Source organism: Fodinibius roseus, assembly GCF_900129315.1.
In the GTDB taxonomy this organism is placed as follows: domain Bacteria; phylum Bacteroidota; class Rhodothermia; order Balneolales; family Balneolaceae; genus Fodinibius; species Fodinibius roseus.
Genome location: NZ_FQUS01000003.1, coordinates 267,261 through 285,513, shown reverse-complemented (window position 1 = coordinate 285,513; position 18,253 = coordinate 267,261). Strand labels below are relative to the sequence as shown.

General features: G+C 48.2%; 18 protein-coding genes, 2 tRNA genes and 1 other RNA gene. 14 read left to right on the top strand and 7 right to left on the bottom strand.

Annotation, left to right across the window (positions count from 1 at the left end):
- Window positions 1–5 precede the first annotated feature (5 nt).
- Both eno and BUB16_RS04275 read right to left on the bottom strand, forming a co-directional pair.
- Window positions 6–1,292 (bottom strand): phosphopyruvate hydratase, encoded by a 1,287-nt coding sequence (eno, locus tag BUB16_RS04280; protein WP_073059832.1) that lies wholly within the window; start codon window positions 1,290–1,292, stop codon window positions 6–8.
- Window positions 1,293–1,479: 187 nt separating this feature from the next.
- Window positions 1,480–2,319 carry a hypothetical protein gene (locus BUB16_RS04275; protein ID WP_073059829.1) on the bottom strand — a complete coding sequence of 280 codons (840 nt, stop codon included), beginning with the start codon at window positions 2,317–2,319 and terminating at the stop codon, window positions 1,480–1,482.
- A gap of 201 nt (window positions 2,320–2,520) precedes the next feature.
- Between BUB16_RS04275 and BUB16_RS04270 the strand changes: the two genes are divergently transcribed.
- The 9 genes from BUB16_RS04270 to BUB16_RS04230 all read left to right on the top strand — a co-directional run bounded on the left by BUB16_RS04270 (window position 2,521) and on the right by BUB16_RS04230 (window position 8,268).
- The gene (locus BUB16_RS04270; RefSeq protein WP_073059827.1) at window positions 2,521–2,916 is read left to right on the top strand and encodes a hypothetical protein; all 396 of its coding nucleotides are present in this window, start codon (window positions 2,521–2,523) and stop codon (window positions 2,914–2,916) included.
- 15 nt (window positions 2,917–2,931) lie between these two features.
- Window positions 2,932–3,801: a peptide chain release factor N(5)-glutamine methyltransferase gene (gene prmC, locus BUB16_RS04265; protein WP_073059825.1), complete on the top strand. Its 870-nt coding sequence runs from the start codon at window positions 2,932–2,934 to the stop codon at window positions 3,799–3,801.
- Between the two features lie 396 nt (window positions 3,802–4,197).
- Window positions 4,198–5,649 carry a chromosomal replication initiator protein DnaA gene (gene dnaA / locus BUB16_RS04260; protein WP_073059823.1) on the top strand — a complete coding sequence of 484 codons (1,452 nt, stop codon included), beginning with the start codon at window positions 4,198–4,200 and terminating at the stop codon, window positions 5,647–5,649.
- A gap of 6 nt (window positions 5,650–5,655) precedes the next feature.
- Window positions 5,656–6,021 carry a dihydroneopterin aldolase gene (gene folB, locus BUB16_RS04255; RefSeq protein WP_073059821.1) on the top strand — a complete coding sequence of 122 codons (366 nt, stop codon included), beginning with the start codon at window positions 5,656–5,658 and terminating at the stop codon, window positions 6,019–6,021.
- Window positions 6,003–6,491, top strand: a complete 489-nt coding sequence (folK, locus tag BUB16_RS04250) for a 2-amino-4-hydroxy-6-hydroxymethyldihydropteridine diphosphokinase (RefSeq protein ID WP_073059819.1) — start codon at window positions 6,003–6,005, stop codon at window positions 6,489–6,491. The genes folB and folK overlap by 19 nt, the downstream gene beginning before the upstream one ends.
- 6 nt (window positions 6,492–6,497) lie before the next feature.
- Window positions 6,498–7,142 carry a deoxynucleoside kinase gene (locus BUB16_RS04245; RefSeq protein WP_073059817.1) on the top strand — a complete coding sequence of 215 codons (645 nt, stop codon included), beginning with the start codon at window positions 6,498–6,500 and terminating at the stop codon, window positions 7,140–7,142.
- A gap of 5 nt (window positions 7,143–7,147) precedes the next feature.
- Window positions 7,148–7,414, top strand: coding sequence for a hypothetical protein (locus tag BUB16_RS04240; protein ID WP_139240179.1), 267 nt, complete (start codon window positions 7,148–7,150; stop codon window positions 7,412–7,414).
- Window positions 7,415–7,502: 88 nt separating this feature from the next.
- Window positions 7,503–8,048 carry a tetratricopeptide repeat protein gene (locus BUB16_RS04235; protein ID WP_073059812.1) on the top strand — a complete coding sequence of 182 codons (546 nt, stop codon included), beginning with the start codon at window positions 7,503–7,505 and terminating at the stop codon, window positions 8,046–8,048.
- A gap of 135 nt (window positions 8,049–8,183) precedes the next feature.
- A tRNA-Leu gene (locus tag BUB16_RS04230) sits at window positions 8,184–8,268 on the top strand.
- Window positions 8,269–8,322: 54 nt separating this feature from the next.
- On the opposite strand, the gene BUB16_RS04225 is transcribed toward BUB16_RS04230, so the two are convergent.
- Window positions 8,323–8,517, bottom strand: coding sequence for a mechanosensitive ion channel (locus BUB16_RS04225; RefSeq protein ID WP_073059810.1), 195 nt, complete (start codon window positions 8,515–8,517; stop codon window positions 8,323–8,325).
- A gap of 331 nt (window positions 8,518–8,848) precedes the next feature.
- Here BUB16_RS04225 and BUB16_RS04220 point away from each other — a divergent pair, with 331 nt between their 5' ends.
- From BUB16_RS04220 to BUB16_RS04210, 3 genes are all read left to right on the top strand, one after another.
- Window positions 8,849–10,006: an FG-GAP repeat domain-containing protein gene (locus tag BUB16_RS04220; protein WP_073059808.1), complete on the top strand. Its 1,158-nt coding sequence runs from the start codon at window positions 8,849–8,851 to the stop codon at window positions 10,004–10,006.
- A 130-nt stretch (window positions 10,007–10,136) separates the two neighbouring features.
- Window positions 10,137–11,153 carry a hypothetical protein gene (locus BUB16_RS04215; protein WP_139240178.1) on the top strand — a complete coding sequence of 339 codons (1,017 nt, stop codon included), beginning with the start codon at window positions 10,137–10,139 and terminating at the stop codon, window positions 11,151–11,153.
- Between the two features lie 400 nt (window positions 11,154–11,553).
- Entirely contained in the window at window positions 11,554–12,525 is a 972-nt protein-coding gene (locus BUB16_RS04210) for a YpdA family putative bacillithiol disulfide reductase (RefSeq protein WP_073059804.1), read from the top strand.
- Window positions 12,526–12,655: 130 nt separating this feature from the next.
- Here BUB16_RS04210 and ffs read toward each other — a convergent pair.
- Window positions 12,656–12,755: signal recognition particle sRNA small type (gene ffs / locus BUB16_RS04205), an RNA gene on the bottom strand.
- Between the two features lie 169 nt (window positions 12,756–12,924).
- Window positions 12,925–12,998 (bottom strand) — tRNA-Ala (locus BUB16_RS04200).
- Between the two features lie 268 nt (window positions 12,999–13,266).
- On the opposite strand from BUB16_RS04200, the gene BUB16_RS04195 reads away from it, so the two are divergent.
- On the top strand, window positions 13,267–14,163 hold the full coding sequence (locus BUB16_RS04195) for an OmpA family protein (RefSeq protein WP_073059802.1): 897 nt from the start codon (window positions 13,267–13,269) through the stop codon (window positions 14,161–14,163).
- Window positions 14,164–14,475: 312 nt separating this feature from the next.
- The gene (locus tag BUB16_RS04190) at window positions 14,476–15,072 is read left to right on the top strand and encodes a peroxiredoxin family protein (RefSeq protein ID WP_084088022.1); all 597 of its coding nucleotides are present in this window, start codon (window positions 14,476–14,478) and stop codon (window positions 15,070–15,072) included.
- A 167-nt stretch (window positions 15,073–15,239) separates the two neighbouring features.
- Here BUB16_RS04190 and BUB16_RS04185 read toward each other — a convergent pair whose 3' ends face one another.
- A complete protein-coding gene (locus tag BUB16_RS04185) occupies window positions 15,240–17,240 on the bottom strand; it encodes a TonB-dependent receptor plug domain-containing protein (RefSeq protein ID WP_073059798.1) in 2,001 nt (666 codons plus the stop codon).
- A gap of 323 nt (window positions 17,241–17,563) precedes the next feature.
- Window positions 17,564–18,130 carry a CHRD domain-containing protein gene (locus BUB16_RS04180; RefSeq protein WP_211483087.1) on the bottom strand — a complete coding sequence of 189 codons (567 nt, stop codon included), beginning with the start codon at window positions 18,128–18,130 and terminating at the stop codon, window positions 17,564–17,566.
- Window positions 18,131–18,253 lie beyond the last annotated feature (123 nt).

The window sequence follows — 18,253 nt, the reverse complement described above, 5'->3', positions numbered from 1 at the left end:
TATTCTCAACCGTCGAAGGTATCTCCTCCCATGAAGATAGCATTCGCACCCAGTTGCTCTTCGATACGCAGCAGCTGATTGTATTTGGCGATACGGTCCGTGCGACTCATGGAACCGGTCTTAATTTGACCCGCATTGGTGGCCACGGCTAAATCAGCAATCGTCGTGTCTTCCGTTTCACCGGATCGGTGAGAAATAACGGCCGTATAATCGTTCTTGTGTGCCATCTCAATCGCATCCAGTGTTTCGGTAAGCGTACCGATCTGATTAACCTTAATGAGGATCGAGTTGGCCACCCCCTGCTGAATGCCCCTGGCCAGCCGGTCGGTGTTCGTGACAAACAGGTCGTCACCTACCAGCTGCACGCGATCTCCTACCGCCTCGGTGAGTATTTTCCAACCGTTCCAGTCATTTTCATCGAGGGCATCTTCGATAGAGACAATCGGGTATTTATCAACCCAGTTGCTCCAGAATTCAACCATTTCTTCAGAAGAACGCTTGCTGCCGTCGCTCCATCGGAATTCATAAACCTCCTTATCGGCATTGTAGAATTCAGCCGTAGCGGGATCGAGCGCAATGACCACCTCTTCGCCGGGGATATATCCCGCCTTTTCAATAGCCTGCAGGATCACTTCAACGGCCTCCTCATTGGAATCCAGGTCAGGCGCAAAGCCTCCCTCATCCCCTACCGCGGTACTGTAGTTTTTATCAGAAAGCACGCTTTTCAGATGGTGGAAGATTTCGGATCCCATTCGAACCGCCTCGGAAAACGTCTCTGCACCGGCAGGCATAATCATAAACTCCTGCAGATCCACATTGTTATCCGCGTGCGACCCGCCATTGATAATATTCATCATAGGCAAGGGGAGCACTTTGGCATTGACGCCGCCGATATAGCGCCAAAGCGGAATGTTCAATGCGTTGGCTGCCGCATCGGCCGCTGCGAGCGACACGCCCAGCATTGCGTTGGCGCCCAAATTACCCTTGTTTGCCGTGCCGTCCAATTCCAACAGCTGATCATCAATGGCCACCTGGTTAAAAATTTCCTTTCCCCGCAGCTCTTCGGCAATGGCGGAATTCACATTCTCCACAGCCCGGGTTACTCCCTTGCCCAGATAGCGGTCGGAATCGGAATCGCGAAGCTCTACCGCCTCATGCTCTCCGGTAGAGGCCCCGGAGGGGACGGATGCGCGTCCCATGACTCCATCTGTCAATACGATATCAACCTCTACCGTGGGATTTCCCCGGGAATCAATAATTTGGCGTCCGATAATCTCATCTATTAAACTCATGCTCCTCAATATTTTTTATCAGTGAAATTGATTCGAAAGGTACAAGGATTTTACCTATGGATAAAGAAGAAAAAGCTGAGATTTAGCAGAAGGTATTCTGTAGAAAGTACAAGGTTGTAGGTATTAAGTAAAAGGTCCAAGGCACTACTTTATACTTTGTACTATTTGTACTTTGTACTGCCCTCACTTACCACATCCCCCCGAACGTGAACTTGATCTGCGGGGTACCGAAATATTTCTGGGCATCAAAATGAGATCTTGGCTCTCCCTGCTCATTTACCGCTATGGGAAATCCGTCCTCATCATATCCGTACGGGCGGTAAGGCTCCATAATCTGCAGTCCGTCTTTGAAATAGTAGAAAAAATAGCCGAACTCGATAGTGGTACGCGTGCCGAAAGAACGTCCGATGTCAGCCCCAACTTTGAGTTCACCGGCATAGCCCCACTTCGACTCGCCGTCGCCCCAGCCGGTAAAGAAATCATTGACGCGCTCCGCTCCCACTATAAATCCCGTGTTCGGGTTGATGCGAATATCACGAAATCCGTTCTCGTTGGAATCGTTCAGATAGGGGTAGACAAACGCCATGGCAGGTCCCGCAGCCGCGCCTACAAAAAAGCGAAAATTATCCTGGATTTTCCGCGCAAACAGCCGCTGTTCCAGCCCGAAAAGAAAAGGAAATCCGAACCCTCGTTTATATTTGTTGGGAACGATGCGGCTGCCCGTAAAAAAGCTTTGAAAAGTCTGCTCGCTCACATCGCGAATACCGGTGATACCCGCCTGAAAACTAAATTCCGTATAATCGCCAAGCACCCGGCTGAAATGTCCCCCGACGCCAAAACCAAAATTATTGAGCATAATATCAAAGCCGATCCCCGTGGTATACCCCTCGCTCAAAGGGGTTTTGGGATCCGGAGTGCCGACAACTTCCGGTTCCTCAAGCTGGGCATATACTGTGTTAGAAATGGGGCCCAGTGTCATAATCATCACTAATGCGGCCAGTACCGGTATAAATCTATTTTTTTTCATGCTTTAACTATTCCGTTTGATCTTTTGACCCGTTGCAGTGCTCTTTCTTTAACCGTTAGTATCCCAAAAAATTATGAAATATTTAAATTTTACTTAAATAAATTTGTAATTATATCCAAGTAAATTTGACTCTGGGTTAAGAAAGGCGTTTATTCAGGCTGTTTACGACCGAAGTAACTCACCAACTGAAGTAAATATATTATGAGTTCTGTAAGCATGTATCTTGTTTTCGGACCGGCCGGTACGCTCCGGCGAATGCCAGCCCAGCTATTCAGTAGTATTGAGCCAAAGTATACCTACAAGTACGACTCTTCTGACCACAATGACGAAGTGCACGTGGCGGTTTTCGAGGAGTATGAAAAACAGATTAATGCAAGTGTTACCCTTACCTGCATTGTTGAAATTACCGGCAAGCAAAACCGGTTCATACTTAAGAAAACCGGTGGACGCATGGGCTTTCGCGGCAGTTCGCTTGACGAAGAAAAACGGACCATCGATGATGAAGTAACCGATTTCATTCTTGATTTTGCCAAACGTTTTGGCCTTACGGTCCAGAAAGAACAGGATCAGGAAACGGAAGAGGAAGACTCTAAATAACGCTTATACTCACAAATGAGCAGCAAGGTGAAGGAATGGACGGTCCTTTCCATGTTGGAATGGGCTACTGATTATTTTAAAGAAAAAGAAATTCCCGATCCGAGGCACAGCATTGAATGGCTGTTGGCTGAGACGCTCAACACGAAGCGACTGGACCTCTATCTCAAGTACGACCGACCGCTATCACCGGCAGAGCTGGGGGAACTGCGTCCCATGGTCAAGCGACGCGCCAAACACGAACCGTTGCAATACATCATCGGCTTCTCGGATTTTGTCAATGCTCGTATCTCGGTGAATTCCGATGTCCTTATCCCGCGTCTTGAAACCGAACAACTCGTCGAGATCATCCTCAATCGCCATGACGAAGCAGAGGATCACTCCCTTTCCGTGTTAGATATCGGTACCGGTTCCGGTTGCATCCCCATCGCTCTCAAGATGGAGCGACCGGCATGGCAGCTGTCCGCCGTAGATATTTCGGTCAAAGCTCTGGAAACAGCACGGAGTAACGCGAAACAAAATGAGGTGCATGTCTCCTTTTCGGAGGGAGATATCATGGATCCGAAAACCATTGCCCCGGGCAACTCCTGGGATATTATTGTGTCGAATCCTCCCTATATAACACCGGAGGAAAAAAAGGCACTGGAACCGCAAGTTCGAACGTACGAACCGCACCGGGCACTCTTCACCGACGACATGGACAAAATGTACGGAAACATCCTCCGGTTTGCTGAAAAGAACCTGTCTCCGGGGGGTACGCTCTACCTGGAGCTGCATGACCTTTTTGCCGGGCAAATACAGCAGCTTTTTGATCAAAAAGACTGGAAAACCGACCTTCGAAAAGACTACGACAAGAAGGACCGTTTTCTTATCGCCCGCCTTAAATAAGGGCTGATTTATATCGTTTTTACTCTTCAGCTCCGGTATATTTTCACGGCAAATTACCAATCCACATTTTAGTGTGGATAACTTGTTGAAAACTTTTTTAATCACCGTATTTCCATGTTAACTAAAGGAAAAATCAATGTTAGCGTTGTATTAAGCGTTGTCAAGTCATTTTTGATAGAAAAGCTGTTAAATATTTAAATCATTGCTACTCATAGCTTTACACTGTTTAGAGTAATGTGGATAACTTTTGTAAAACACGATGATATTTTTTTGACATCTGTCTGTGAAATTGCCATCTTCGTTTCACCCTAATTAGTGACAGCACTCAGGATGTGTGGATAACTACAGGGTTTATTTGCACAGAAACACATTAATTTTTTTGGAGGTCTTGGGACGTTGAGTACACTTTCTGCCGAAGCTGCCTGGGAGCAGTGCCTGGATATCATTCAAGATAATATCAGCTATCAAAAGTATAAGTCATGGTTTGAACCTATTGATCCCGTTAAACTTGAAGATAACACTCTAACCATCGAAGTTCCCAGCCAATTTTGGTACGAATGGCTGGAAGAGCATTATTACGGGATGTTGCGGTCAACACTGGCCAAAGTATTGGGTGAAAATGGCAAGCTGGAATACTCGGTAGTACTGGAAAAATCTGATAATGAAACCAACAACCGGTCGGTGCGTCTTCCCCAGCGTCCCATGCCTCCGGACAGTAACCAAAATGAAAATATGAGCGGCTATTCCGAATACAGTCCGGGCAAGATCGAGAATCCCTTTGTCATTCCCGGCATACGGAAAGCCAAAATCGATTCTAACCTCAACAACAATTACGTTTTTGACCGATACATTGAAGGCGACTGTAACCGCCTCGCCCGCTCTGCTGCGATGGCCATTGCCGAGAATCCGGGGAGCAACTCCTTCAATCCTTTCTTTATCTATGGCGGCACGGGGCTGGGCAAAACGCACCTGATCCAGAGTATCGGCAACAAGGCCAAGCAGGAATACGGCAACGAACTGGCGGTCCTGTATATCTCTTCGGAAAGTTTCACGAATGAGTTCGTACAGGCCATCCGTAACAATCGCGCCAGTGAATTTACGATGTTCTACCGGCAGATTGACGTATTAATCGTGGATGATATCCAATTTTTCAGCGGTAAAGAGAAGACGCAGGAAGAGTTCTTTCATATCTTTAACGCCCTGCACCAGGACGGAAAGCAGATCGTACTGAGCAGCGACCGCGCTCCGCGGGAAATTCCCGATATCGAAGAACGGCTGATCTCCCGATTCAGCTGGGGACTCAGCGCCGACCTGCAGATCCCCGAATATGAAACCCGGTACGCTATCCTGGAGCGGAAAGCAAATGACAACGGCATCGAGCTCTCGCCGGATGTGCTTGAATTTATCGCACACAACTTCAAATCAAATGTACGCGACCTCGAAGGCGCGATCATCAAGCTGCTGGCGTTTGCATCGCTGCAGCATGTGGATGAAATAGAGCCCCAGATGGCCAAGCAGGTACTGAAGGACATGATCAAGGAATCACACACCTCGATCTCTATTGAGCAGATTCAAAACTACGTGTGCGATTATTTCGGCATCGATACCAATAAAGTCCGCGAAAAGACACGAAAACAGGAAATCGTCGAGGCCCGGCAGATAGCCATGTATCTTTCCAAGCAGTTTACCGACTCCAGCCTCAAAACCATCGGCCTTCATTTCGGGGGACGCGATCACTCAACGGTAATCCATGCGATCTCTACGGTGGAAGAACGCATGCAAACCACGGCCAAGCATAAACGAATGGTCGATGAACTGTACCAAAAAATCGAAATGGCCACCCTTTAATCACTTATGGCTACCCTGACCCTTAAAAGCCTCTGTTTCAAGGCTTATCATGGATTTTATGAGGAAGAGCGCCGGCAGGGGAATCGCTTTGAAGTCGATCTCACGTTCACGGCTGATCTGCGGCAAGCCGGTGACAGTGACCGCCTTGAAGACACCATCGACTACCAAAAAGCGGCGGACATCGTTCAAAAAGTGATGGAAGGACCCTCGCAGAAGCTCATCGAAACCCTCACCAAACGTATTGGCGACCAGCTTTTCGAATCGTTTCCGGAAGCGGAACGGCTACAGGTAGCCGTCCGAAAACTTATGCCCCCCCTTGACGTAGAAACCGCGTATTCCGAAACCCGCATGTCATGGCAACGGTCGTTGTAGCAGTTGGTTCCAATATGGGCGATCGCCGACAGCACCTCTCGGATGCCAGAACCTTTTTACGTGATCTTTCCGAAACAACCCTCACCGCCTCTTCCATCTACATCACCGAGCCCATTGGTCCCGCCACCCGCGACTTTTATAACGCGGTCGCCGCGCTGACCACCGATGCCGAACCCGTATCACTCATTAAAACATTCAAAACATTTGAAGCCGAACACGGGCGATCGCCCGGGCATCCCCGCTGGAGCGCCCGCACCATCGACCTGGATATTATTTCCTACAGTGACTTGGTGATTCAAACGGATAGCCTTATTATTCCCCACCCGGAATACCATAAGCGTTTATTTGTACTGGAACCGCTTCGGGAAATCCTGCCCCGATGGAAGGATCCGAAGACCGGCCGTTCGATGGATGAACTTCTTGCGGAAGCCCCCGATATGCGAATTAAAAAAACGGATTTACGTTGGTAAACAGATATGGCGAACCAATTCGAATTTATTGCAATTGAAGGTGTTATCGGCGCCGGTAAAACCTCCCTGGCCAAGCTGTTGTCCGAGCGGAACAGTGCCCGCCTGGTGTTGGAACAGTTCAAAGACAATCCTTTCCTGCCCAAATTTTATGAAGATCGTGAACGTTACGCCTTCCCTACCCAGATGGCCTTTTTGGCCAGCCGTTTTAAGCAACAGCAGGATATGCTGAGCAAAGACCTGTTTCACCAGATGACGATTTCCGATTATATCTTTGAAAAAGATCGTATCTTTGCCCGGCTGAACCTCGAAGACGATGAGCTGGCCCTTTACGATTCTATCTTTGATATTATGACCGGCATATCGGCCAAACCCGACCTGGTTATCTACCTGCAATCGTCCGTCGATCGCCTGATGGAAAATATCCGCCAGCGCGACCGCGACTACGAACGCAATATTACCCGAACCTACCTGGAAGAATTGAGCGAATCATACAACCATTTCTTCTACCATTACAATAAATCACCACTCATGATCATTAACACATCAGAGATTGATTTCGTAAGTAATAAAAAACACTTAGATTATATAGAAGAACAGATCTTCGATCAGCCCATACGCACTAATACACATATTCATATTATCCCTGACTAACCGTAATGATACGCACACTTTTATTTTTAGTACTGATGTACCTGCTCATCAAGGTTATCAGCCGACTTTTTTTAAACTCCGGATCCGGTAGCGACCCAAAAAACGGCAAAAGTTTTTTCTACCAGACTTTTCGCCAGTTTCAACAGGGACAGCAACAGCAGCGCCAACAGCGGAATCCCACCCGGGACGCCGATCGTTTTGAAGAGATTGAAGAAGCCGAATACGAGGACATCACCGAAGATGATACCTCATCTGCCAAATCGTCTGATTAACGCCTTAACTTTGCTTATCTTGCAGTGCACCAACTGATTCTAACGGAAACAGCTATAACTACATTTAACTTGAAAGCAGCTATTTCGCATGAACTTTGAAGAACAATTAGAAGAAGGACTTTCACTGCTCCACGAAGGTGATTACGATCACGCACTGGATATCTCCTACCAGCTCCAAAAAATGGAGCCGGAATCGGCCGACGGCTACCATTTGGAAGGGATGGTATTTCAGAAGCTCAACCAGTGGGAAAAAAGCATTGAAGCGCTCGATAAAGCCATCAAATGTGAAAAAGAAAAAAGCGGCTATTATAACCTGCGCGGCTTTGCCCACCTGCAGCTGGAAAATCTGGATGAAGCCAAGGACGATTTTGACAAGGCGATCGACCTGGATGACTCGCCCGCAGCGCACCGAAATCTCGTCCTCTATATGATTATGAGCGATGAGGGCAATGAAGCCATCAGCTACCTGCTCGACCGCATCCGAAATAATCCGAAAGATGTAGAAAACTGGATCCTGATGGGTGATCTTATGCAGCGCGCCGGACAGGGAGCCAAAGCCCGCACCTATTACGAGCAGGCTCAAAAGATGGATCCGGAGAACGAGTATATCAAAGAGCAGCTGGCCGAAATCTGATAAAGTAATACGGTACCGGATCTTATTTCACTCCAATCAGATTACGGGGCCGGACGGCATTTATTTGAAGGTTGTGTATTGGGATTTAAATGCTAATCATTTATATTAGGGGTCTTGAAATCAGATCCCTTCGTTGCCCTGGTGGCGGAATTGGTAGACGCGCTGGCTTGAGGGGTCAGTTCCCATCTTGGGAGTGCTGGTTCGACTCCAGTCCAGGGCACTTTAAGAAGTGAAATATTAGCCGTAAGGTGTTGACTCATAATAGGTTTGCATTTTACGGCTTTTTCTTTTTGTAAAGCAAACCGGTTGATAAGTTTGATTTCTCCTCTTTGAGCAGGTGGTATTTTTTGAGGTCCTTGCGCATCTCCACCCGGTCGCCCACCCTCACCATATCATTGAACCACATCTGCACGCTGGCCACCAGCCCGAGAATAGTATCATTAAAAATAAGCAGGGCAATTGCTGTCATCGCAATGTAGTAAGTTCACTATCATAAAAAAGACGAACTAAAGAACAACATTAAGGTTTTTCAAAGCCTCCCATTAATAGTATATTTGCTTAAAATATCGAAGGCTGCAAAGATTCTATCCTTATTATAATAACATTTCACATAATTTAAGGAGGATCTTGCCAGGAATTTATAAATGTTTACTATCAGAATTATGAAAAAAATTCCTTCACTGAGGAAGCAAAGCGTTTTTTATCTTCCAACCCATTATTTGCCCTTCTTATTCGTGGTTATAATGTGGACTTTTACAGGGTGTTCCTCTGACGTTAGTAGAGAAAAAATATCTGCCCAAATGTTCCAACATCATTTTGTAACCACCGAAATGCCAACGGGCGAAGAGAAGACGTGGGGATACGGTACGCCTTCAATGGCTGACTTCGACCAGGATGGAGATTTAGATTTTTCATTTGGCGTTCGCGAAGACAGTATCTATTGGTTTGAACACAAGGGATGGGATCATTGGTCGCGTCACACCGTTGGCGTGTTACCGAATCGGACGCTCGGCGCTACGTCATTTGATGTGGACGGAGATGGATGGGAAGACATAGTGACCGGAGGTTATTGGTACCGTAATTCCCAAAACCCACGCAAAAATCACTTTGAATTATACCAATATGACTCGAGAATTACTTCAGAAATCCATGATATTGTAGCATCTGATGTTGACGGAGACGGGAGTAAAGAGATGGTCGTAACCGGAGATGAGGTGGGACTTTTTTGGTACGATATTCCGGAAAATCCAGGTCAAAATGAAGATTGGCCGCGGACCACCGTCACATTGGAGGTCCTGAATGACCATGATGATATTCATGGAGGGATTGCCCCCAATGGGGTCGGAGATCTGAATGATGATGGATATGCAGATATCGTGCTGCCTGATCGATGGCTGGAGAATATAAATGAAGGCAGGGAATGGGAGTCTCACAGCTTGTCATTTGCGAGTAAGCGGGGCCCCTGGGGTCTTTCTGGTCGAAGCTGGATTGCAGACCTGAATGATGATGGACGCAGTGATATTGTGATGGTTGATGGCGACCAACAAGGCTCCCGGGGGGCATGGCTGGAAAACAAAGGAGGACAGCCACCTGTATTTGAAACACACTTCCTTCCTCAGAAGGCATCTGGTAAACGAGGCTCATTCCATTCGCTGCAAATAGCGGATTTCAATGGAGACGGACTTCTGGATATATTTGCAGTTGAGCAGGAAGACCCAACTATTTTACCCGAGGGGGCTCCGCCACGATGGTTTATCTGGGAAAACGTTGGCAATGAAAAAGAACCAACGTTTATTGAGAGAGTTATTTTTGATGGGCGGCTCGGCGGTCATGATGCTCTTGTCGGCGACGTAGATGGTGACGGGAATCTTGATATTTGTTCCAAGATATGGAAACGGTGGGAAAAAAATGCCAATGATGGTCGAGAACACGCCGATTGTCTACAAAATTTAAGGTAAGAAAACGATTTCTGATATTATATCAAAACCAGGGGGGATCAAATTTAACATCATCATGCTATTGGTGAGCCGGTAAATAGTTGATATCAATAAACAACATCGTTTAACCAGACCCAAGCAGGAGGTTGTTATGATTAGAAGACTATTTGTTACTACGCTCATGGTCGGATTGTTCAACGTGCCGACGGACGCTCAATCCACGTATATCGAATTAAGCTATCAATCGTTTAAACCCTTTGTCCATTTTCAGCTCAATTTAGGCAACTCACACAGTTATTACCGGGATTCCTACCAATCCGCCTACCTGAAAGGGTATATGGACGGGGTTAACGACGCCTATTATAACGACTACCGGTTTTATGAGCTGGTCCGCGATATCGATATCTATGAAGCCGGTTATCGTGACGGGTACAGGGATCGCGAGTTGTTAATCCGTCTGCGGGGCCGCAGCTGGTATCACCGACACCGGTTTATCTACGACGATTATCATTCTCCCTACTATTCGGTGCAAATATGGCTGGATGGACTGACATTCGCTTTTCTGCAGGCTCCCAGGCACCGGCTTCCCGATCGATGGATCCACCGGGTCCACCCGAAAGTCAGGCATTACCGCGCACGCATGCATAAAAGGAAGCATTATGCGCATATAGAAAAAAGGTATAAAAAACGCGTCAAACGCTTACGGAAAAATGCGCGAAAATCGCGTTCCCGCTACCGAAAGCAAAAAGGGCGGAACAATTACCGGTCCGGGAAAATACGCCGGGCTTCCACGATTGACAAAAGGAAAGCAAGAGAAAGGGTACGGCAGCCCCGGAAGAGGAGAACCCGTTCTCATTCCGTACAGCGAAAACGCCGCGGGCAGTCTGTCGGAAGCGCTCCCCGAAAAGCCCGTTCAGCCCGGCATATCAACAAACGGTCCCGGGTCAGGCAAAACCGCGGCCCTAAATCCACCCGACCGGCCCGGGTAAAAAGAAGCGGCAAGCGGAAGCGGCGCAAGGCCGTGCGCTCCGGCAGCAAAAACAGAAGCCCGCGCCAGCGTTCGGTCCGCAGGGCCCAGAAACGTCAAAAAAACCGCGGGGCTGTTAAACGCAGCAGGAAGAGCCAAAAAAAGAAAGGGGGAGGAAGGAGTCGGGGCCGGGGTAATTAGCGGCAACGCTTTAGCCGGCTAACCAAACCAGCTCAACCTACAACACCACGCCTAAGTAAGTAAACTGTAAGGAGCCCTGATAAACCAGGATTTTCAGTCAGTATCACAGCCTGAGCGCATTCAAAATCACAACATATAAATACCATATGTAAGGATGTTGAATACGCAACATGCAGAGGTAGGCCAATAAATCGGTTTTCAAAGGATTCTATCACTTTTATCCACAGCGCGGGAATGAAGACCCGCGCTGTGGATTTGCTATGACTTTGCCGGTTGCAACAATATAGCGTAATGGCTTCCAGCCGGGAAACATGTTATTTTATATAGACGGGAATTCATACGATATTCACCTGATGGTTCTATCATTGCACCCATTAATCACAAAAAATAAACAGAAGTCATGGTTATTATTGTAGGAGCGGGTCCCATCGGACTGGCGACCGCCATTGAACTCAAGCGGAAGGGAATTCCCTCCAAAATTATTGAACGAGGCAGCCTGGTCAACAGTATTTTTCACTATCCCAGGGATATGACGTTCTTTTCAACCTCCGACCGGCTGGAAATCGGCGGGGTCCCTTTCATTTCTCATAATCCCAAACCCACGCGGCGCGAAGCGCTTGAGTATTACCGTCGCGCGGCCGAAAGTTATGACCTGGATATCCACCTGTATGAGGAAGTACAGGCTGTAGACGGTGAGGATGGACATTTTACCGTCCGGACCGACCGGGATCACTATGAAGCCTCCAAAGTAGTTGTAGCCACCGGCTTCTATGATATCGCACGTAAAATGAATATTCCCGGCGAAGAGCTGGACAAAGTGAAACACTACTATGACGAAGCCCACGCCTATGCCTGGCAGGATGTGCTGGTTATCGGGGCGGGTAATTCAGCCGTGGATGTGGCGTTGGAAACCTATCGCACCCAAGCCAACGTTACGCTTGCCGTACGGGGCTCACAGATTAAAGAAACCGTGAAGTACTGGGTGAAGCCGGATATTGAAAACCGTATTAAAAACGAGGAAATAACGGCTTATTTCAACACAGAGGTCAAAGAGATAAAACCCCGGGAAGTAGTACTGGATACCCCGGAAGGCATCAGGGCCATTCCCAATGATTTTGTATTGGCCATGACGGGCTATCAGCCGAATTTCGAACTGATGTCACACTTCGGCATTGCCCTGACCAACGACGAGAAGCGCATGCCTGTGTACGATGAGCAATCACTCGAAACCAACCGTAAGGGCATGTATGTGGCTGGGGTAGTCTGCGGCGGGATGGATACGAGCAGCCTATTTATTGAAAACACACGCGTTCACGCCGAACATATCTCCGGCGATATTAAGCGTAAATTGACTGCCCGTTCAGTGGGTTGACGGCTGTGATGGGTCGCCTCTGTCCCCGGGAAAGCTGACATACGGCGACAAAAAAAGAGTTGGCGGGGTTACGTTTGTGCGGGTAACATCAAATGATCGGGGCCTCTCAGCCTGAGATGAGCAAAAAAAGAGAGGGTAAGCAACCTGCATCACGCCGCTACGACCTCCTACCGCTGCTACCTTCCGGTCCTGACGGAGTTCAGAGGGAGCTGGCTGCGCAGGGCCTACCCTCAAGATTCAAAGATACAACTTAGATGGGGTTAATAGCAAATCAAAACGCTTTCCCCGCGCCTGCAATCATGTAACGTTAAGACGGGAACATTCTTGAATTGAACAAGTACCTTTTAACAAGGATGGTGCTCCAATACTATTACATATACAGCTAAGTCATTATACAAGTGGAGCTACGGGGACTTGAACCCCGGACCTCTTGCATGCCATGCAAGCGCTCTAGCCAACTGAGCTATAGCCCCAATGCGAGTGTGCAAATATAAGCTGTTTATTAAACTAATGCTAACATTTTATGAATTCGCCTGATCTCCGTTTGCCATTCCGAATTTTCGGGATATTCCCTGCGGGGCCAGCTTGCGCCATCCCGGTTACTTTAAAATATAAAACCCGGGCGAGCCCCGGGGTCTTCAAATTTATTTCTATTTAGCATTAAATATTTTTTGCCTTTGATCATATACAACCACATATTTACACTCTTAAATTCTAAATCTTTAGCAGGAAAATACTATTATGAAAAGAGCTCTTAATATACTTTTAATATCGTTTATGTTGGTGGGGGGAACACTCGTCCAATACGGCTGTAAATCGAGTGAAGAAGTGGTACAGAATGTTGATACCGACGGGGACGGCCTAACCGATGCCGAAGAAGAAAAGTTGGGTACCGACCCCAATAATGCCGATACCGACGGGGATGGTCTGACCGACGGAGAAGAAGTGAATGAATATGATACGGATCCACTTAATTCTGATACGGATGGTGACGGCCTCTCGGACGGAGATGAAGTTAATTCATACAATACCGATCCCAATGCGGAAGACAGCGACGGCGACGGGCTTACCGATGGGGAAGAAGTCAACGAATATCGCACAGACCCCAATGCGGTTGACAGCGACGGCGACGGCATAAGCGATTATGACGAAGTTATGGAGCATAATACCGATCCCAACAATGTGGATACGGATGGTGACGGCTTTACCGACGCCCAGGAACTTGAGTTGGGAACAGATCCCAATGATCCGAAGGATCCTCCCTATCTGCGGGAAGATGACGTGGATGTTGTCAATTTTGACTTTGACCGATCCAATATCGACCAAGCGGCTGCACGTATTCTCAGGGATAATGTAGAAGCGATTCTGAGCGCTGCCAAATTCCACGTTCGCATCGAAGGATACACCGACCACATCGGTGGCGACCAGTATAACTTACGACTGAGTCAGCGCCGTGCAGAAGAAGTTGCCCGCTTCTATATCAAAAACGGCGTGGCCGAAAGCCGGCTTACCGTTCGCGGCTTAGGTAAAGCGCCCGTCCCCTGTATTGATCAGGATCCGGGACAAGGATGCCGCAAAAACCGGCGTGTGGAAACTATTCCACTCAGTCCGTTTGACATGAAGCCGGCAGCCAACTAACATTCTTTTACCCACTCACCTATTTTAAAAGGCGGTCTCACTGATGAGATCGCCTTTTTTATTGCCGCTTTTTGAAATAGGGTGCATCTTGGATTATATTAAAAGAGCATTTACATAAATGCGCGGCCCGCACCCGAACATCGTGACAAGGCCTGAATCATAAAGCAGGGTTGACAACCTATAACCCACTATCACAAGAGATCCTAAAGCGAAATCAGCATTCTGAGAGGAATTTGCAAAAGCCTCGTAAAGAAAAACCTTATTAATAGAGTTTTGTATTCTGCACAAATTACTAACGCTCTCTCTAAAGCCATGAATTACCTAATCAGGCCGTGGATGCCTGTGATAACGTTCATTTCATTATCACTGGCATTTTTTACTCCCACCGGTCAGCCCGACCGTGCTATTTTTCTTCATACGGCAACAGCTCCCGCCTCCGACGGACGTCAAATTTCCCGTGAAGGTATTTCCCGGACCGATACCACCCGGCAACTAAACGACGCCCCGGATTTTACGCTTACCCAGATGAATGGCGAGTCTTTTACCCTTTCTGAGCACGAAGGCAAAGTGGTCGTTCTCAATATATGGGCCACCTGGTGCGGTCCCTGCCGGAAAGAAATTCCCGATTTTGTTGAAATACAGGAGGAGATGCGGGATGAGGACGTTCTTTTTGTAGGGGTTTCCCTCGATGAGGAGGGCTGGGAAGTCGTTCGTCCCTTCGCCAGGAAATATGAGGTCAACTATCCCCTGGTAGTGGATGACGGTTCGGTCTTTGACGGCTATGGACCATTCCGGGGCATCCCGATGACCTTTGTCATCAATAAGAAAGGCAAACTGGAATATGTCGCACCCGGCATGGTCAACAAAAAGACAATCAAGCCCATACTGGAAAAACTGGCTCGCCGCTAACCCGCATTCTTCCCAATCCAACCCGCATTATCCACCAAGAAATATGAGGGAGGACAACACCAGCTGAACAAACATACTCATCAGGCTTGAAGTAGCACTCCAGCCGATTTTAAAGATATATGCCCAAAGAGAGTCGTGGTGAGCAAAAGGGACTACCGGCTCCAGGCTCAAAGCTGCCAGCTCAGGGTGCCCATCGCCCATCTCCCGGGCATATGCGCCCCCAGGATGTCCTGATATCGCTCATCAAACAGGTTATCCACTTCCACCCCTATCGTCATATTTTGAACCAGCTCATATCCCACTTTTACATTCCATACGCTATACCCGGGCGATTTATAGGCACTGATAGCCTCAGCACGGTCACCCTGGCGCTGTTTCCAAAGTCCGCTAAGGGTCGTTTCAAACGCTCCTTTTTGTAGTGAGACCATCCCGTTAACCAAGTGACGGGCATAATTGGAAACATATTTCGAGGCCGCCCCCTCGTCACTGTAGGTATCCGTAAAGGTATATCCGACTCTGTTTCTCAGGATCCACTCGCGCCCCAGTTTCCTGTTCATCGAGAGATCCGTTTCTATGCCGGCCGTTCGTACACTGCTCAGATTTTCGGTATACAGGTAATCCGTATCCGGTTGTAAGTTATCGTCGTTGCGGATATTCTGTGAGTTCGTTAGCACATAATCAATCAGGTTGGAAGAAGCCCTGACAAAGCCGGTGGACGAAAACCGGACGTTCGGCAACAGAAACAGGTCGAATCCCGCTTCGGCCGACCACGATCGTTCAGCCTTCAGCCACGGATTCCCGATATTGCGCCCCCCCGCAACCGGCCCGTCCAGATTATTGGAGATATACCGCTCGGTATAACTTGCAGAACGGATACTGCGCCCCCCGGATGCCCGAAAAATCCATTGTCCCAGATCATAGGATGCGCTCAGGTGAGGCATCAGTTCCGTACCGTAATTCTCATCATGGTCGACCCGCAGACTGCCGTTCAGCGTCAACGGACTGCCGGGCTGCCACTGCACCATCGTAAAGCCGGCGTAATGCCAGTCGTTGTGTCGTCCCCGGTCGCTGCTCTTAATAAACCGGTTGCTGGTCTGAGCCCCGTAGGTCCATGACCACCGGGAAGACAGCTGCCGGTTCTGGTAGAGCTGCAGATTCAGCAGCTTCGTAACATGATGGTTAGCGGGGGTGTCGGGATTAAAGATGAAATCATCCGTATTATGTTTATACGATCCCTTCAGGGTTGTTACCTGGCTACCGGTACGCCTGGTAAGCTGAAGCTGGTTCCACCAGGCCGTCACACGCTCGGTTGCGTCGTCATAGGGACTGGCGGTATAAAAATATTTGGCATTGAAATCACGGTCATCATAGGCGGTACGCGCCGACAAATCCCATCCCTCTCCCAGCTGATAGCCGGCGGAGAGGGAAGCGTTCCCAATACTAAATCGGTTCTTGTAATCTTCGCCCAGCGACTGTCCCGGCGTATCATACCACATGCCGCCGCCACCGATGCGATAGTTATCATCGCTGTAAAAAAAACCGGCGCGGCCTGTTTTAAGGTTATCCTGACCATAACCGATCTCGGCGTCGGCACTGGTCTCCCGCCCTCTGTCAGGCTGGCCAAAAGTGCGTGTTATGATATTAATCACGCCTCCTACCGCATCAGCACCATACTGGGCAGCGGCCGGCCCGTGCAATACTTCGATGCGTTCAATCTCGGAAGGTGCAACAGGGATATTGGAATTAAAGTGCGCGGTAAGGGGATCGTTTAGCCGCACTCCGTCAATCATGACCAGCACCTGCGAAAAGGTGCTGCCCCGAATACTGAAATCCGATTGTGTCCCGAATGCCCCTCTCGACTGCACCTCCACACCCGACACATAACGCAGCACTTCATCAGCCGTGTGAGCCGGCAGGCTTTGGATCGTCGAGGCTGGAATGATGGTGATATTGCGTCCCGAACCCGCCGCTGTCTGGGGGACCCGGCTTGAGGAGATTACAACCTCTTTCGAGACGACCAGCGTATCGAGTGTTTCCGTATCCTGCGCCCGTCCCGGGAGGGCAGCCAATAATAACAGGAATAGCAGGGATGCTGTTATATGGCGAGGCCCAGCGAAGAAGCCGTTCAGGTTTTCTTCAGTGGAGAAGGCTTCCGGAAATGAAATCATGGGATAATGGTGTTTCTTAATTTGTATTTGGCTTGTGTTGATTTTTTAAAACCTGCGAAGAAAATATCATGAATTTCCACGCAAAGAAAGTTCTAAAATAGGCAGCAGAGAGAACCCGGAAGCCTTCATTCGTTTAGCCCCTGTCCATCAAAGCGTTTTGGAATACCACCTTTATCAATTTAAGCCATTAAAAAGGAACGCATAACCTGTTCTCCCGGCTTTAAAGCGGGATTACAGATATATCCATGTTCCCGGCGTACCATTTCCTTATCTTATCATTCTTAACAGATGTTAGATAATTTCCACACTATTTGCATATATAATTATTGAATTTGTCCCCGGATTTCCCCGCCTCCATGTTCTACAGTATGAACATTGACGTAGGTATTTCCCGCTTTCATTTCATCCAACAACATCTCCAATGCCTCTCCCTCAAGGGATCCGACAAGATCATCAGCCGTAATTGTTCCTTCCGCCAGTATGCCCTGGAATTGTCCTTCGATCAGTTGGGGAGGAGGGGCGGAAGGATAAAGCCAAACTACGACACCACCGTTTTCCCCGGCCGGGGCATTATGAATATGAGCCATTCGAACATCTTCAATATGAGCTACAATCAGCTTGTAGTGAATGGAGGCACCCTCTACTTCGAATATAGCCTGGCCCTGAGCGTCCGTTTCGACAGCCGGTACCTCATTTTCACCTTTAAGATGAGTACGAAAATTTCGCTGAAGGGGACCCGACCATGAAGCCCCGCTCCCTTCAACTTTTGACAGCTCAGCAGGTTGTCCTGAGTCACTCTTATTCAAGTTGACCGGTTGGTCCTGACAGGCATATCCAATAACCAATACCAACGAAAGTAGTCCTATAAACCATCCTTTTTCCATCTTCATAACAATAATCCCTCTTATTTTATTTTATGATTGCAATTGAATAAGAAGGTGCAACGGCTCTTGTCTTCCACAATGATATCATAATATATACAGTCTTTGTGATATTTATTTCCCCTCTACTTT

Excerpts from the sequence above, each read along its gene's own strand:
- eno (WP_073059832.1), bottom strand. The coding sequence starts at position 1,292 with ATGAGTTTAATAGATGAGATTATCGGACGCCAAATTATTGATTCCCGG.
- BUB16_RS04275 (WP_073059829.1), bottom strand. The coding sequence starts at position 2,319 with ATGAAAAAAAATAGATTTATACCGGTACTGGCCGCATTAGTGATGATT.
- BUB16_RS04270 (WP_073059827.1), top strand. The coding sequence starts at position 2,521 with ATGAGTTCTGTAAGCATGTATCTTGTTTTCGGACCGGCCGGTACGCTC.
- prmC (WP_073059825.1), top strand. The coding sequence starts at position 2,932 with ATGAGCAGCAAGGTGAAGGAATGGACGGTCCTTTCCATGTTGGAATGG.
- folB (WP_073059821.1), top strand. The coding sequence starts at position 5,656 with ATGGCTACCCTGACCCTTAAAAGCCTCTGTTTCAAGGCTTATCATGGA.
- folK (WP_073059819.1), top strand. The coding sequence starts at position 6,003 with ATGGCAACGGTCGTTGTAGCAGTTGGTTCCAATATGGGCGATCGCCGA.
- BUB16_RS04245 (WP_073059817.1), top strand. The coding sequence starts at position 6,498 with ATGGCGAACCAATTCGAATTTATTGCAATTGAAGGTGTTATCGGCGCC.
- BUB16_RS04240 (WP_139240179.1), top strand. The coding sequence starts at position 7,148 with ATGATACGCACACTTTTATTTTTAGTACTGATGTACCTGCTCATCAAG.
- BUB16_RS04235 (WP_073059812.1), top strand. The coding sequence starts at position 7,503 with ATGAACTTTGAAGAACAATTAGAAGAAGGACTTTCACTGCTCCACGAA.
- BUB16_RS04225 (WP_073059810.1), bottom strand. The coding sequence starts at position 8,517 with ATGACAGCAATTGCCCTGCTTATTTTTAATGATACTATTCTCGGGCTG.
- BUB16_RS04220 (WP_073059808.1), top strand. The coding sequence starts at position 8,849 with ATGTTCCAACATCATTTTGTAACCACCGAAATGCCAACGGGCGAAGAG.
- BUB16_RS04215 (WP_139240178.1), top strand. The coding sequence starts at position 10,137 with ATGATTAGAAGACTATTTGTTACTACGCTCATGGTCGGATTGTTCAAC.
- BUB16_RS04210 (WP_073059804.1), top strand. The coding sequence starts at position 11,554 with ATGGTTATTATTGTAGGAGCGGGTCCCATCGGACTGGCGACCGCCATT.
- BUB16_RS04195 (WP_073059802.1), top strand. The coding sequence starts at position 13,267 with ATGAAAAGAGCTCTTAATATACTTTTAATATCGTTTATGTTGGTGGGG.
- BUB16_RS04190 (WP_084088022.1), top strand. The coding sequence starts at position 14,476 with ATGAATTACCTAATCAGGCCGTGGATGCCTGTGATAACGTTCATTTCA.
- BUB16_RS04185 (WP_073059798.1), bottom strand. The coding sequence starts at position 17,240 with ATGATTTCATTTCCGGAAGCCTTCTCCACTGAAGAAAACCTGAACGGC.
- BUB16_RS04180 (WP_211483087.1), bottom strand. The coding sequence starts at position 18,130 with ATGAAGATGGAAAAAGGATGGTTTATAGGACTACTTTCGTTGGTATTG.